Source organism: Xanthomonas phaseoli pv. dieffenbachiae, from assembly GCF_008639345.1.
GTDB classification, from domain to species: domain Bacteria; phylum Pseudomonadota; class Gammaproteobacteria; order Xanthomonadales; family Xanthomonadaceae; genus Xanthomonas; species Xanthomonas phaseoli.
This window is the reverse complement of sequence record NZ_CP041380.1, coordinates 4,689,629-4,704,027: the sequence shown is the minus strand read 5'-3', so window position 1 is coordinate 4,704,027 and position 14,399 is coordinate 4,689,629. Positions and strand designations below refer to the sequence as shown.

At 66.1% G+C, this 14,399-nt stretch carries 12 protein-coding genes; 4 read left to right on the top strand and 8 right to left on the bottom strand.

What is annotated here, in order from left to right:
• Nucleotides 1–285 precede the first annotated feature (285 nt).
• Nucleotides 286–3,321 carry a TonB-dependent receptor domain-containing protein gene (locus FLG15_RS20945; protein WP_150147290.1) on the top strand — a complete coding sequence of 1,012 codons (3,036 nt, stop codon included), beginning with the start codon at nt 286–288 and terminating at the stop codon, nt 3,319–3,321.
• Between the two features lie 23 nt (nt 3,322–3,344).
• The gene (locus FLG15_RS20940; RefSeq protein ID WP_057679780.1) at nt 3,345–4,946 is read left to right on the top strand and encodes a tryptophan halogenase family protein; all 1,602 of its coding nucleotides are present in this window, start codon (nt 3,345–3,347) and stop codon (nt 4,944–4,946) included.
• A gap of 559 nt (nt 4,947–5,505) precedes the next feature.
• Here FLG15_RS20940 and FLG15_RS20935 read toward each other — a convergent pair.
• Nucleotides 5,506–6,102: a hypothetical protein gene (locus FLG15_RS20935; protein WP_150147288.1), complete on the bottom strand. Its 597-nt coding sequence runs from the start codon at nt 6,100–6,102 to the stop codon at nt 5,506–5,508.
• On the opposite strand from FLG15_RS20935, the gene FLG15_RS20930 reads away from it, so the two are divergent.
• A complete protein-coding gene (locus FLG15_RS20930) occupies nt 6,101–6,301 on the top strand; it encodes a hypothetical protein (protein WP_139790920.1) in 201 nt (66 codons plus the stop codon). The genes FLG15_RS20935 and FLG15_RS20930 overlap by 2 nt on opposite strands.
• A gap of 41 nt (nt 6,302–6,342) precedes the next feature.
• On the opposite strand, the gene pyrF is transcribed toward FLG15_RS20930, so the two are convergent.
• Both pyrF and FLG15_RS20920 read right to left on the bottom strand, forming a co-directional pair.
• Nucleotides 6,343–7,092 (bottom strand): orotidine-5'-phosphate decarboxylase, encoded by a 750-nt coding sequence (gene pyrF / locus FLG15_RS20925; protein WP_057679824.1) that lies wholly within the window; start codon nt 7,090–7,092, stop codon nt 6,343–6,345.
• Entirely contained in the window at nt 7,089–8,054 is a 966-nt protein-coding gene (locus FLG15_RS20920) for a 5'-nucleotidase, lipoprotein e(P4) family (protein ID WP_057679825.1), read from the bottom strand. The genes pyrF and FLG15_RS20920 overlap by 4 nt, the downstream gene beginning before the upstream one ends.
• Before the next feature lie 349 nt (nt 8,055–8,403).
• Here FLG15_RS20920 and FLG15_RS20915 point away from each other — a divergent pair, with 349 nt between their 5' ends.
• Entirely contained in the window at nt 8,404–9,060 is a 657-nt protein-coding gene (locus FLG15_RS20915; protein ID WP_057679826.1) for a YceH family protein, read from the top strand.
• Nucleotides 9,061–9,223: 163 nt separating this feature from the next.
• Here the strand turns inward: FLG15_RS20915 and FLG15_RS20910 are convergent, their stop codons facing one another.
• The 5 genes from FLG15_RS20910 to FLG15_RS20890 are packed head-to-tail and all read right to left on the bottom strand — an operon-like array spanning nt 9,224 to nt 14,301.
• Nucleotides 9,224–10,075: an STM4011 family radical SAM protein gene (locus tag FLG15_RS20910; RefSeq protein ID WP_150147286.1), complete on the bottom strand. Its 852-nt coding sequence runs from the start codon at nt 10,073–10,075 to the stop codon at nt 9,224–9,226.
• Nucleotides 10,076–10,082: 7 nt separating this feature from the next.
• On the bottom strand, nt 10,083–11,444 hold the full coding sequence (locus tag FLG15_RS20905; protein WP_057679828.1) for an STM4012 family radical SAM protein: 1,362 nt from the start codon (nt 11,442–11,444) through the stop codon (nt 10,083–10,085).
• A complete protein-coding gene (locus FLG15_RS20900) occupies nt 11,441–12,259 on the bottom strand; it encodes an STM4013/SEN3800 family hydrolase (protein ID WP_204243824.1) in 819 nt (272 codons plus the stop codon). Before FLG15_RS20900 ends, FLG15_RS20905 begins: the two co-directional genes overlap by 4 nt.
• Nucleotides 12,252–13,370, bottom strand: a complete 1,119-nt coding sequence (locus FLG15_RS20895; protein ID WP_057679833.1) for an STM4014 family protein — start codon at nt 13,368–13,370, stop codon at nt 12,252–12,254. The genes FLG15_RS20900 and FLG15_RS20895 overlap by 8 nt, the downstream gene beginning before the upstream one ends.
• A 19-nt stretch (nt 13,371–13,389) precedes the next feature.
• Complete coding sequence (locus FLG15_RS20890) at nt 13,390–14,301, bottom strand: STM4015 family protein (RefSeq protein ID WP_057679830.1); 912 nt, start codon at nt 14,299–14,301, stop codon at nt 13,390–13,392.
• Nucleotides 14,302–14,399: the final 98 nt, after the last annotated feature.

Below are 14,399 nucleotides of genomic sequence, written 5' to 3'. Positions count from 1 at the left end.
GGACGCCGCCTGTGCTGGCCATCGTGCACGGCACCAATCCTGGTGCATCGTTGGTTTTGCATGGCCCGGTGATTGCCGATGCGCTGCATCGGCCACGCGCCGCCATTGCCTCACCCGTCTCGACCCGTGCCTGAAGGAGCAAGCACCCGTCCCCGCAGACCCTTGTTGTTCTTGCAGCCCTTGCGGCTGTTGTTGCCTGTTGTCCCTGTGTTTCACACCAAAGCACCAACCCAACGCGCCAGTCACTGCACTGCGTCGCGCTTTACCCCTGGGAGGGGGAAAGTCATGAAGAATCACCGCACCGTCTCCACCCTGCCGGCGCGCAGCCTGTTGTGCTGCGCCCTGGCCGCCTCGTTGTTCGCAACCACACCGGCCATGGCCCAGTCCAGCAACGCCACGTTGCGCGGCCAGGTCGCTTCCGCGCAGAGCGGCAGCGAAGTCGTCGTCACCAACATCGCCACCGGCTCGGTGCGACGCGCGCCGGTCAATGCGAACGGCAACTACACCATCGTCGGGCTGCAGCCGGGCACCTACAAGGTCGAATCCAACGGCATCAGCCGCACGGTGACCCTGTCGGTGGCCTCCAGCGCCATCGTCGATCTGGGCACCGAGACGGCCGCCGCGCCGGCCGGCGATGCGACCACGCTGGATACGGTGACGGTCAGCGCGCCGATGATCCGCGACGTCAAGACCTCCGAGGTGGGCAACACCATCAGCGCGCGCCAGATCCAGCAGTTGCCGCAGGCCACGCGTAACTTCCTGGAGTTTGCCGATACCGTGCCGGGCATGGTGTTTCAGGTCGACGGCAACGGCAACACCAAGCTGCGCGGCGGTGCATCCAATGCCAGCGCCGGCAATCTGTATATCGACGGCGTGGGCCAGAAGAGCTACGTGCGTAGCGGCGGCGTCGCCGGTCAAAGCGATACGCAGGGCAATCCATTCCCGCAGCTGGCGATCGGCGAATACAAGGTCATTACCTCCAACTACAAGGCCGAGTACGGCCAGATCAGTGGCGCGGCGATTACCGCAGCCACCAAGTCGGGCACCAACGAATTCCACGGCGAAGCGTTCTATCGCTATACCGATCAGGACCTGCGCGACAAGCGGCCCGACGAAGAAGCCAACGGCAAGATCGATTCGCAGACCAAGGAATACGGCTTCGCACTGGGCGGGCCGATCATCCAGGACCGCATGCATTTCTTCGTTGCCTACGAAGGCAAGGAAAACGTGGCGCCCAAGAGCGTGCAGCCCAGCTCCGAGGCGGCGGCCTTCGTCAGCCAGTTGCCGGCCAACCTGGCCAGCCAATATGGCCCGGCCAACATGCCGTTCGAGGAAGACCTGTTGTTCGGCAAGATCGACTTCGAGCCCACCGATCGCGATCGCATCGAACTGAGCACGATCTACCGCGACGAGACGCAGACCGCCAACGTCGGCGGTACCAACACGCTCGCCCAAGCCACCGACAAGATCAACAAGGACAAGCGCACCAACCTGCGTTGGCAGCACAGTGCCGACAACTGGTTCAACGAGGTCATCGTCGGCACCGAAAACTCGGAGAACAACCCAACCCCGCGCACCCTGGGCAACGGCATCGTCTACACCTATTTCCAGCCACGTGCCGGTTCCACCGATATCGATGAGCGCACGTTCCTCACCACCGGTTCGGCTGGCGGCAAGAACGCGCAGCGCAAGAGCCAGAAGGGCTGGTTCATCCAGAACGATCTGACCTTCACCAGTTTCCAGTGGCATGGCGAACACACCATCAAGATGGGTGTGAACTACAAGGACATCGAGCTCACCTCGCAGGATTCGGCGGCGTTGAATCCGCAGTTCAGCTATCGCGTCAATGGTGGCAGCGTGGAATCCACGCCGTATCGCGTTGACTTCATTGCGCCGTACACCACGCCCGGCCAGCGCGCCACGGTGGTCTCGCCGTCCAAGCAGTACGGCATCTATCTGCAGGACGACTGGGCCGCCACCGACAAGTTGATGATCAACATCGGCGTGCGCTGGGATTACGAAGACACCCCGGCCTACACCAACTTCGTCACCTCGCAGGCCTTCGTCGACGCGCTGTACGCCAACGACGCGGAAAATCCCGGCCAGCCGTGGGCCAATCGCCTGCTGCCCAGCGGCATCAACGTGGCCGACTACATCAGCACCGGCAACAACCGCAAGAACTTCAAGGATGCCTGGGCGCCGCGCTTCGGCTTCTCGTATGACATCTTCGGCGACGAAGCGGCCATCGTGCATGGTGGTGCGGCGCGCTCGTACGATCGCAACCTGTTCGAACAATTGGCGCTGGAAACCAGCAAGGCGGCGTTGTCGCCGGTAGCGGTGTATTTCGAAAATCCGGCAACCCAGCAATGCTATCGCGCCGACCGCACCTGCGTGGCGTTCGACCCGCGCTACCTCAACGGCATCGACCAGCTCAACACCATTCCCGGTGTGTCCGGCAGCGCCGAGCTTTTCATGTTCAACAACAAGCTCAAGACGCCGTACAGCGACCAGTACAGCATCGGCATCACCAACCAGGTGGGCGACTGGCTGACCGATGTGACCTTCCAGCGCATCCTGAGCTACGACGGTTTTGCGATGGGCCTGATCAACCGCTATCCGGATGGCTCCTACTTCCAGAACGGCAACGTGCCGTGGGGCGAGCCGGTGCCGGGCTACCAGAACACCATCCTGGGCAGCAACGGCCTGGAGCAGCGCAACAGCCAGGTGCTGTTGTCGGCCGACAAGCCGTACACCAAGGAATCCGGCTGGGGCCTGACCTTGTCCTACACCCACACCAGCGCGCGCCAGAACCGCAATATCGATGAGCCCTACGGCTTCGACAAGGCCACGATCCACGACTACCCGTTCGTCAAATCCGACGCGGTGGCCGCGCATCGCTTCGTCGCCTCCGGCTCGATCGACGGCCCGTGGGGCGTGACCTTCGGTGCGAAGCTGGTGTTGGCCACGCCCGAGCCGATCAACACGATCGCCTGCTTCGGCTTCACCGATCCCGATGGCGCCACCTGCCAGCAGGTCGGCGTCACCCCGCCGGGCAGCGGCAAGTTTCTGGTGGGTGGCGATATCTGGGGCTACCGCACGGTGGACTTCCAGGCCACCAAGGAATTCACCGTGGTCGGCGACTTCAAGCTCAACGCGCGCGTGAACCTGCTCAATGCGTTCAACTTCAAGAACTACAGCGCGTACGCCTACAACGGCTTCGGCAGCAACGGGCAGTTCGATCCGGACATCGCCATCAATACCAGTGGCGAGATCAACTACGTGCCACGCAGTGTCGTGCTGGAGATCGGCGCCAAGTTCTGACGTACCTTGCCACATGCGCCGGGATGGGCATGTGGCCTGTCGAACGGGGCCAACTGGCCCCGTTCGCGTATTCGTCCGCTGTTCTTGCTCAGGAATGCATCGGCATGATTCCCGCTCCACTTCGCAACATCGTCATTGTCGGCGGCGGTACCGCCGGCTGGATGGCGGCCGCCGCGTTTGCGCGCGTGCTCGGACCCACCTTCAAGGTGCAGCTGATCGAGTCCGAACAGCTGGGCACCGTCGGTGTGGGCGAAGCGACCGTGCCGCATATCAAGGCCTTCAATAACCTGCTCGGCATCGATGAGGCCGAGTTCGTGCGCCAGACCCAGGGCAGCTTCAAGCTCGGTATCGAGTTCGTCGACTGGCAACGCCCCGGCAGTACGTACATGCATGGCTTCGGCAGCCAGATCGGGCACCCGCTGGGGCTATTGCCGTTTCACCAATACTGGATCAAGCAACACGCGCGCGGCAAAGCGCAACCGCTGGGTGCGTACACGCTCAATACCGTGGCGGCTGCGCGCGGCAAGTTCATGACCTCGGCCGGCGATGTGCCGGCCAATTCGCCACTGGCCAACATCGCCTACGCCTACCACTTCGATGCCACCCAGTACGCGCACTTTCTGCGCCGGTATTCGCAGCAGCGCGGCGTCACCCGCATCGAAGGGCTGGTCGAGCAGGTGCAACTGCATCCGGAAAGCGGCCATGTGCAGTCGCTGCAGCTGGCGTCCGGGCAGACGGTGCATGGCGACTTGTTCATCGATTGCTCCGGCTTCGGTGGGCTGCTGATCGAGCAAGCGCTGCACACCGGCTACCACGACTTCACCCATTGGCTGCCGTGCGATCGCGCGCTGGCAGTGCCCTGCGAAAAGGTGGGCCCGCCCACGCCGTACACGCGCTCCACCGCGCACGCAGCCGGCTGGCAGTGGCGCATTCCGCTGCAACACCGCACCGGCAACGGCTATGTGTATTGCAGCGCGCATATCAGCGACGACGAAGCCGCCGCCACGCTGCTGGCCAATCTGGATGGCAAGCCGCTGGCCGACCCGCGCCCGCTGCGCTTAACCACCGGCCGGCGCAAGCAGTGCTGGAACCGCAATGTCGTCGCGCTGGGCCTGGCCAGCGGATTTCTGGAGCCATTGGAATCGACCAGCATCCATCTGATCCAGTCCGGCATTTCCAAGTTGCTGGAGCTGTTTCCGCGCGAGGGCATCAGCCCGGTGCTGGTGCAGCGCTACAACGACCGGCTGGCGTTCGAGTTCGACCGCATCCGCGATTTTCTGCTGCTGCACTACCACGCCACCGAACGCGACGACAGCGCGTTCTGGCGGCACTGCCGCCAGATGCCGATCACCCCCGAGTTGCAGGCCACGCTGGACCTGTTCCGCGACAGCGGGCGCTTCTATCGCAATGCCGAAGAAATGTTCGCCGAGATCAGCTGGGTGCAGGTATTGGTGGGCCAGGGCATCCTGCCGCAGGGGTATCACCCCTTGGTGGACCAGGTGCCCGACCGCGACGCCGAAGGCTTCCTGGCCAGCGTGGCGCAGACCATTTCGCACTGCGTGGATGTGATGCCGAGCCACCAGCACTTCATCGACCGCTATTGCAAGGCAGCGGCAGTGCCGTAACGGGCCGGCGGTCGGGCCACCGGCATCTGAAGTCGGCACCTTCAGTCCCGGGCACCGCGTGCGCTCGGTGGACTGCCGATAATGTTCCACCTGCCCTCGCCGCTGTTCTCAGAACATCCGATGAGAGGCGCTGGTTGTCGGCGATGCGGAGCCGGCTTGGCGGGCGCCACGGCAAGCCGCACGGGCCCGCTGCGTGCCGATGCCACGCACTCATCGAGAAAGCGGCCATTGGCGGCGCGCAAACGCCGTGCAAAAAAAAGGATCGGGCATAAGGCCCGATCCCTTCGAAAACCGGGACAAGCCCGGTGGACAATGAGTGGCACAGCTTCCGACTGACATCGGACGCCGGCATGTTAACGAGACTTTCACGTTAAAGCAATGCTTTAAGTAAGCGGATGCAACTTATTGATTTTGGAAGATATGGTAGTTGGCTCGTTGACCGAAGCGGCTCAGGCGGATGGGGTCTCATCCCGCTGCGCTGGCATTGGTCTGTGACGCACTGACGGACGCTTGATTGGGCACGCCAGCAAACGCCGGACGCACACTGTTTGCCAAGCAGTCATTCTTTCGACGACGGACAGCTGGGCGGCGGCGCATCAATGGCGTGACGCTCAACCGCACCGCGTGCGTCCTTGGTCAACGCATAGACGTCCAGACGGCAGCGCCCGGAGCCGAAGTCCAGATGCGCCTCATAGTCGACGCCTGATTCCGGGACGAAGGTCCGCGTGCTCACACACGTCGGGCCATGGCCGGGCGGTGGCGAACATATCGCACGATAGCCCGGAGGCGCCTTGGGACATGGTGGATTGGTGACAGCGCCTGCCTTGAAGCCCACGACCATGGGCTGACCCGCGCGCACCGCCAGTTCCAGTGGATGCTTGGGCGTATCGCTCAGTCGCGGCATGCCCAAATCCTGGCCGCCAAGTACCAGTGCGCGCGCTGCCCGACCGAAGCCGGGAACATTAGTTTGGTCGCAGGTCGTGCCTGGATAGATCACCGTGTTGCCATCGTCACCGACGATCCGCAGGCGCGTTATCGCGCCATCGGTCGGCTCGTCGTAGCGGAACAACTCTGGAACATTGGCCACCAGAGAACAGGCACCGAGCGTGATGCACACACCGACGACAGTACTCACTCGACGCAACAAAACCCGCATGACGCAGTATGCAAAATCGGTGCCCGTGCTGACAGTGAGCGACGAAAGAAACGCCGCTCAATACCGTTCCTGGTCGACGTTGTGCAGAGACACCGCGTCTGAACGCTTGCAGGAGATGGTCACCGCCAAGGTCGCCCGCCATTCCAGCTTCGCGATTTCACCTGCGTTGCAACAGCAGATCGTCTCCTACCCGCTGTAGGTGATTCCCCCACCATCAGCCGCCACGCCGTGACGAGGGGTTCAACCAAGCGGCTCAACTCGGTCCCGGTGCTGCGTCACCGCCGCGCGGATCTCGTCCTGGATGGCGTTCGCCGCCGCTGCCGGGTCGCTTGCCAGGCGGATCGGGCGGCCAACGACGATCGCGTCGGCGCCGTCGGTAAAGGCCTGGGCCACGCCCACGGTGCGCTGCTGGTCGTCGCCGACCGGGCCGCCGGGGCGGATACCCGGGCACACGATCGAAAAGTCCGGACCGGTGGCACGGCGGATCGGGCCGGCTTCCTGGCCGGAAGCGATCACGCCATCGATCCCGGCGGCCTGTGCGGCCAGCGCGCGCTCCACCACCACGTCCACCGGTTCGCGGTCGATGCCCATTGCCGCCAGGTCTGGGCGGCCCATCGACGTCAGCACGGTGACCGCCAGCAGGCGCATGTCGCCATGGTTGGCGTCGGCGGCCGCCTGCAGCATGCCGGCGTGCCAGCCGTGCACGGTGCAATAGCTCACCGGCCACTGCGCCAGGCGGCGAATCGTGCCGGCCACGGTGGCGGGAATGTCGAAGAACTTGAGGTCCACGAACACGCGCTTGTCGCGCTTGGCCAGCGCATCGAGCACGTGGAAGTACTCGCCCGATGCCAGCAACTCCATGCCGATCTTGTAGAAGGACACCGAATCGCCGAGCCGGTCCACCCAGGCGATCGCCTCGTCGTGGCTGGGCACATCCAGCGCGAAGATCAGCCGCTCATGCGCGGCCAGCGGCAAGCGCGCGCGGCTCATCGGGCCACCTCCAGCGCAGCGCGCTTGGCGTCGTGGCGCTTTTGCCAGGGCTGCGCATAGTCGTTATTGAACTGCGCCGGCTCCCAGCCGCCGTAGCTGGGGTTGGGCAGCATCCACCAGCGTTCGCCGAACCAGTCGTGGTACTGCTGCAACAACGCGCCACGCGCCTGGCCGGTGTTGGCGGTGACCTGCACGAAGTCGCCCAACTGGTCGCCGAACTGCATCAGCACGCGGTACTTCTGTCCGGCCAGCTGGCGGCGGCAGTTCTTTTCGCTGCCGTTCTGCTCGCAGCCGGGCACCACCGTGCCCAGGCCGAGAAAGACGCTGTCGTCGGCCACCGGCAGGCCCACGCTGCGCAGATTGGCCAAGGTGGCGTCCTTCAGGTGCACCGCGCGGTTGGAAATGTAGATCAGGGTGATGCCGCGGGCGTTGGCGGCCTTGGCGAAATCCACCACGCCGGGGATGGCGGTGGCCTTCTTCTCGGCCACCCACTGGTCCCAGCTCAGCTCGTCGTATTCCTTGCCATCGCGCAGCAGGCGCGCCTGATAGGGCGAGTTGTCCAGCACGGTCTCGTCCACGTCCAGCACCACCGCCGGCTTCAGGCCGGTGGCGGCGTTGCCGCGCTCTTCCGGCACCAGCGCGTCCCAGTTGGGCTGCTTGAGCGCGGCATCCAGCTTGTCGGCAGCGGCGCGGTAGGTCTGCTCGGCCACGGCGCGGTATTCCTCCGAGCGCTGCATCCACAGCACCGCGTTGAGGTTTTCGTCGCCGGCCGGGATGGCTGCAGCAGCGGCCGGGGAGGCCTGTTTCGCCGAAGTGGCACTGGCTGCCGCGTTGGCGGACACGGCAGCGGCTTGCGCACGCTGGCCCGTCTCCTCTTGGCCGGGCTTGCAGGCGCTCAAGGCCAGCGCGGTGCAGGCGAGCAGGGATAACGGTGCGTAAAGCGAGGGGCGCATGGCATCCACCAGAGCAGGAGCGGCAATGAAGCCCGCGATTTTAGCGGGTTCGCGTGGTGCTGCCCTGCTCGTTTTCGCCGCCGACGCGCGCGCCGGCCGACCTGGCGCGTTGCGGGGCTTGCGGCATGCGACATCGCTCCATTGCCTGCACGGTTGGCTCGCCCGCTGCGGGGCACGCGGACCTGGCGCCCTCCGGCCAGCAACACGCTGGTCGATGACGCCGGGACACACGCAGCGGGGGATGGCCGCAGCACCATCACCACACGGCCCGAGCGCGGCGTTGCACGGCCAACGACGCGCAGACCGCCAGGCACGGGATCGGCATATCCTTCCCTGCTGATTGCCCAGGAGCTGCCGCATGACAGAGACATCGTCCATCCCCGTGCTCGATACCGCCCAGGCCCGCGTGCTTGGCTGCCTGATCGAAAAAGAGGCCACCACCCCGGACGCCTACCCGCTCACCGTCAACGCCGCGCAGGTAGCCGCCAACCAGAAGACCGCGCGCGAGCCGGTGCTGAGTCTGCAAACCGGCGTGGTGCATCACGCGTTGCGCCAGCTGGAAACGCTGGGACTGGTGCGCCAGCAGTTTTCCTCGCGCGCCGAACGTTACGAGCACAAGCTGAGCAGCGTGCTGGACCTGACCCGCCAGCAGGTGGCGTTGATCGGACTGCTACTGCTGCGCGGGCCGCAGACGTTGGGCGAGCTGTACGCACGCAGCGAGCGGCTGGCGCGCTTCAACGATGCCGACGATGTGCGCCATCACCTGGAGCGGCTGATCCAGCGTGACCTGGCGGTGCAATTGCCGCGTGCCAGCGGCCAGCGCGAAGATCGTTACATGCATCTGCTCAGCGGCGCGCTGGATCTCGACGCGCTGCAGGCCGCAGCTGCAACGCGCGAGAGCGCGCCGCGCGGCGCCGACACCGCTGCCCTGGAAGCGCGGGTGCAGAGCCTGGAAGAGCAGCTGCAGGAACTGCGCGAGCAAGTCAGCGAACTGCGCGCCCGCGTGGGCGAGTAAGCGAGAGGAGCGAGCGGCCCGCGCAGCCGCCAACCGCGCGCGACCGATGCCTGCTGCAGCACCGACCACGCGCGTACTGCGGTGACTGTGCGCAGGTCCTTGGCTCACCGCCTGCCAGGCTGTGAGCCATGTCGGGGTGCCCCGGCGGTCGGTACTGGCCGGATCACGCCGTCGCCGGCACCCGTTCCAGCACGCCGCCCGCGTAGTCGGCCTGGAACGGCAGGTCAGGCCGATGCGCGTAGCCGATGAAGCAGTCGCACCGCGTGTTGGGGCAGCTGCGGGTACGCAACTGCGCCGCGAAACTGCCGTCGTACAGATTGCCCAGCGGCGCATCGACGAAATGACAGCGCCGCACGGTGCCGTCGCCATCCACCGACAGCACCGATTCACCGGTCAGGCAGGGCGCACCGAAGCTGGGTGGCGGAGTGAGGTTGTAGCCGAAGTGCGGATCGATCCGGCTCAAACGCTGCACCTGCTCGGGCGTGTAGTAGTCGGGCGGCCGCGGATCGAAAGCGTTGAGCCACATCGGCGTGGTGTCGGGCAAAGCTGCGCGTAGCGCCTCGATCTCGTCCATGTGCGCGTGCGCGGCCACCATGCCCACGCTGTGCCGCACGCCGCGTTCGCGCAACGCCTGACAGCGTTGCAGGAAGGCCGCGCGCGTCACCTGGCTGGGGTGGTAGGTGCACCATAATGCCAGGCGGTCGAGATTGGCCGCGTCGAGCCAGCGCAGGCCCACGCACAGATTGGTCTGGATCGCCACGCGGCGCAGCTGCGGCAGCTGGCTCAGCTGCACCATCGCCTCGCGGTAATGCCGCCGCACCAGGCCTTCGCCCCAGGGCGTGAACAGGATCGACAACGGCCGCGTCTGCGCCTGCGCCCAGGCGACGAACCGCGCCAACTCCTGCGCGTCGCGACGCAGTGCGGCGGCGCTGTCGTAGGTCTTGGCGAACGGGCAGTAATCGCAGCTGTAATTGCAGCTGCTGAGCCGGCCGCGATAGAGCAACGACAGATGCATCGGCCGCCTACCCGACCTGGTACTGCTGCATGCGCTCGACGATCGGCGCCGAGGTCAGCCACGGGCCAATGGTATCGGCGCGCTCCATGCCGGCGGCGGTGAGCGACAGCAGGCTGCCCTGCCACTGCGCCAGCCCCAGCGCCAGCAACTCCTGCAGCTGCGGCAAGGCATCCAGGCAGTCCATGCCGAAACGCTGGCGGAAGTCATCGCGATCCAGCCCTGGCACCACCAGCAGCGACTGGATCGCATGCCGCCGCCGCGCATCGTCGGCGTCCAGCGCAATGCCGTAGTCGGCGCGTGCAAAGCTGGCCGGGTCGCGCTGCAGATAGTGTTCGAGTATATCCGCCACCGAGCGCCGGCTCACCCCGTATTCGCTGGAGTAATGCAGCCCGGCGGTATACGAGCGCGCACCGCAGCCGATGCCGACCATGCCATCGCTCTGGCAGCAGTACACAGGCGCGTCGCCATCGGGTGCATGCGGGGCGCGGAACATGCGCATCGAGATCTGGGTGTAGCCGGCTGCCAGCAGCCGGTCGCGCCCGGCCCGGTACAACGCCAGGCGTTCGTCCAGTGGTTCGGGCTGCAGCACGAAGCTGCGTCGCCCGCCGGCCTTGGCCTCGATCCGGCCCAACCCGGTCATCGGCCGCACGTACAACGGATACAGATACAGCTCCTCGGGCGCATGCTGGAGCGCGCTGTCGATGGAGGCCAGGAAGCTTTCCACGGTCTGCCCGGCGATGCCGTAGATCAGATCCAGGTTCAGCGTGGTAATGCCCTGCGCGCGAATGATGTCGATCGCACGTTCCACCGTCTCGCGCTGCTGCGGCCGCACCAGCGCGCTCACCTCGGCGGCACTGAAACTCTGGATGCCCATGCTGACGCGGTCGATCCCGGCCTGCCGCAACACCTGCAGCTTCTCGGCATCGACGGTTTCCGGCGAGACCTCGATCCCGGCCGGGATGGTATCCAGCGCGATCGTCGCGTGGCGCGCCACCATGTCGAACACGCGCCGCAATTGCGCCGCGTCCAGATAGCTCGGCGTGCCCCCGCCCATCGCAAAGCGCACGAAACGGTGCGCGCCCAGCGCCTGCACGGTGGCCTGCAGTTGCCGTTCCATCTGCGCCAGGTAGGCCTCCACCTGCGCCGGCGCTGGCCGTGCCAGCGCGAACAGGTTGCAGAACCCGCAACGATAGGAACAGAACGGGATGTGCAGATACAGGAACAGCGCCTGCCGGCGCTCGTCGGCCCACACCTGCGACAACGGCACCGCCGGCTGCAACGGCCGATAACTGGTTTTATGCGGGTACGAATACGAATACGCCTGATACGGCGGCAAGCGCAGCAGATCGGCCAACGACGGCAAGCTCATGGGGTGACCAGGAAATGGGCATAAGGCACGGTCATCACCACCTCGTGGGCCAGACGATGGCCATGGTAACCATCCTCGCCGTAGGCGGTGCCGTGATCGGAACAGATAATGGCAAACGCACCGCCGCGCGCGCGCAGCGCCGCAAACAACGGCGCCAATGCCGCATCGACATAGCGCAGCGCGGCGCAATGGCTTTCGAAATCGTCGCTGGCCGCACCGGGGACATAGTGCCGGTTGGGCTGGTGCAGGGCCGAGACGTTGACGAACAGGAAGCAGCGCGTGTCGCGCAGCGCCGGGTCGCCCAGGCGCGCGCAGGCCAATGCCACTTGATGCTCGGTGGAGTCGATCGCGGTCACGCCGAAGTCCGGCGTCCAGTGGCTCTCCTGGAACAGGCCGGGCAACTGCCGACCGAGTGCGTTGCGCTTGTTGAAAAATCCGGTGCCGCCGATGCACAGCGTGCGATAGCCGCACCGCGCCAGGCCATCGACGATGTCGCCGCTGTCGGCAAACACCTGGGTCTGCGCCACGATGGTCTCGCTGCCATCGAAGGCCAGCGCGAACAGGCGCGGATGCGGGCCCTGGCGGGCAGGCGTGGGCAGGAAGCCGGCGAAGAAGGCCATGTGGGCGGCGTAGGTGAAGCTGCCCGGGGTATGCCGCCGTTCCCAGCCATCGGCCGGCAGATACGGCGCCAGCACCGGCAGTTCGCCGCGCGCAAAGCAGCGCTGCGCGGCGTCGTAACGCAGCGTATCCAGGGTGATGAACACGATATCGCGCGCACCGACGATGGCGTGCATGTCCGGCAATTGCTCAGCCATGCCGTCGTCTCCCGTCGCCGGCATCGGCATGGGTAGCAACCGTGCCGAGTGCCGCCTGATCTTCGTAGGTCGTTCGCCCCTGCCAGCGCAGCTCCGGCAGCAGGTCACCGAACCCATTGGCTTCCAGCACGTGGCAGCGCCCGTCGCGCTGGATCAGGTCGAAGCCGATCATGCGGCAGTCGGCAAACACGCGCGCGGCCTGCGCCACCGTGGCCGACACCAGCGCGTCCACGTCCGCGCCCTGCCACGCCTGCGCTGGCAGACGCGTATTGCCCAGATGCAGATTGGTCAGCGCGCCGCGGCTGGCGCGTGCCACGCGTTGCCGCGCCACGCCATCCAGCGCGACGACCCGCAGGTCGTAGTGATGGCCCGGCAAGCCGGGCGCGCGCGGCTTGGGAATCCACCGCTCCAGATAAGCGCCCTGCGCGGCGATCGCATCCACCAGCGGCGCAATCTCGGTGCGTTGGGTGTAGTGGCGCTGGCGCAACGCATTGAACACCCGCACGCGGCCCTGCTCCACGACCAGCTCGGCCGAGCCGCTGGCGATCTCACGCCCGTCGCGGTGCCAGCGATACGCCAGCACGCCGGCGCCGGACGATCCATAGCGCGGCTTGAGAAACGCCTGGCTGCAGCCGCTGGCCTGCAGGCAAGCGCGCATCTCGGCATAGCTGCTCACGCTGCCCAGCAGCGTAGGCACAGCCACGCCTGCGGCAGCCAGGCGCTGCTGGCAGGCGAGTTTGTCCGTCATCGCCAGCAGGCCGGCCGGCGGGTTCAGATACTGCGCGGCCGGCAGCGACGCGAGCAGGTCCGCAAACCCGGCGTACCACAGCTGCTGATGGGCCAGCTCGCCATGCGCCAGCGGTGCCGGCGCCGCGCCCTGCGCTCCCAGCCGACGCCAGCCGCGCAGCACCAGCGCCTGATGCACCTCAGGCGCCTCCCCGGGCGATTCGAGCTTGACCCGCGCGGCCGGGTGGCGTGCCAGCCAGTCCTGCAGCGGCGCTGGCGTCTGCAGCAGCTGCAGATAGTCGAACACCGCCGCCGCAGGATGTCCCTGCGCCTGCAATGCCTGCTGCAGGGCCGCGACCCTGCGGCTGTCCCGCGGCCCCACCACGACCCAAGGCACGCTCACCTCATTCGGAGACGGCGACGTAGCGCTCGTCCTCGTCTTCCTCTTCGGGATCCTCCAGGATCACCGTCACCGGCAGCGCTGCCAGCCGGGCCTGCCAGTCGGCAGAAATGTAGTGATGGCTCAGATCGATCCGCTGCAGCTGGCCCAGTTGGGTGCTTTCGACCAGCGCGCGCGCACCGGCATCACCAATGGTGCCCAGCGACAGGTCCAAGGTCTCCAGGCCACCGAGCCATGGCTGGGTCGCCAGCCAGCTGGCCAGTTCATCAGTGTTGGCGGCGTTGCGCAGGCCCAGATAGCGCAGCCGTTCGGGGCCGATCGCCGCCAGCAACCGCTGGTAGGTGCCCAGGTCGCCATCGAAGCCGTAATCCTCCACGCCCAGCCACAGCTCCAGGCGCTGCAGGGCCGGCAGCGTGGAGGCGGCGATCGCCTGCACGATCGCCGATGGCAGACCGCCGCATTCGATCGCCAGTTCCTGCAGCTGCGCATGCGCAAACGGCGTCAGCTTCAATTGCGAGGAGCCGCGCACGCGCAGCGACTGCAGCGCCGGAAACGCGGCCAGCAGAGGCGTGTAGTCGGTCTGGATGATCCAGGAGATCTCGCAGTCTTCGTAGGTCATGTCGCCGACGAACAGCGCGCGCAGCGCAGGCAATTCGTCACGGCGTTCGATCAAGCGCTGCAGATAGCCGCTGGGGCCTTCATCATGCGATTCGCGCCACGAGCCGATGATCAACGCCTGGATGCTGGCCGGATCGACCTGCGCCAGCAGGCTGTCGAGCAGCGCCGCCTGGGTGTCCTCACCTTCGTACTCCTGCCGCAGCCGGTACACCACATCGCCGCCGCTGGCCGGCTGATCGACGCTGAAGTCCACCACCCGCTTGCCACGATAGAATTCCGAATACTGACCAATCGTCATTGCATTGCCTCCCTGGCTCGGTGAGCGGGCAGGATACCCGCACATCCATGGCAGCCTCGTTAAGCGGGGCTGCCCGTTCCATTGCCCACCACCGATCG

What these genes read in the sequence shown, in the direction of transcription:
- FLG15_RS20945 (WP_150147290.1), top strand. Translation starts at nt 286, where the DNA reads ATGAAGAATCACCGCACCGTCTCCACCCTGCCGGCGCGCAGCCTGTTG.
- FLG15_RS20940 (WP_057679780.1), top strand. Translation starts at nt 3,345, where the DNA reads ATGGGCATGTGGCCTGTCGAACGGGGCCAACTGGCCCCGTTCGCGTAT.
- FLG15_RS20930 (WP_139790920.1), top strand. Translation starts at nt 6,101, where the DNA reads ATGACGCAGTATGCAAAATCGGTGCCCGTGCTGACAGTGAGCGACGAA.
- FLG15_RS20935 (WP_150147288.1), bottom strand. Translation starts at nt 6,102, where the DNA reads ATGCGGGTTTTGTTGCGTCGAGTGAGTACTGTCGTCGGTGTGTGCATC.
- pyrF (WP_057679824.1), bottom strand. Translation starts at nt 7,092, where the DNA reads ATGAGCCGCGCGCGCTTGCCGCTGGCCGCGCATGAGCGGCTGATCTTC.
- FLG15_RS20915 (WP_057679826.1), top strand. Translation starts at nt 8,404, where the DNA reads ATGACAGAGACATCGTCCATCCCCGTGCTCGATACCGCCCAGGCCCGC.
- FLG15_RS20910 (WP_150147286.1), bottom strand. Translation starts at nt 10,075, where the DNA reads ATGCATCTGTCGTTGCTCTATCGCGGCCGGCTCAGCAGCTGCAATTAC.
- FLG15_RS20905 (WP_057679828.1), bottom strand. Translation starts at nt 11,444, where the DNA reads ATGAGCTTGCCGTCGTTGGCCGATCTGCTGCGCTTGCCGCCGTATCAG.
- FLG15_RS20900 (WP_204243824.1), bottom strand. Translation starts at nt 12,259, where the DNA reads ATGGCTGAGCAATTGCCGGACATGCACGCCATCGTCGGTGCGCGCGAT.
- FLG15_RS20890 (WP_057679830.1), bottom strand. Translation starts at nt 14,301, where the DNA reads ATGACGATTGGTCAGTATTCGGAATTCTATCGTGGCAAGCGGGTGGTG.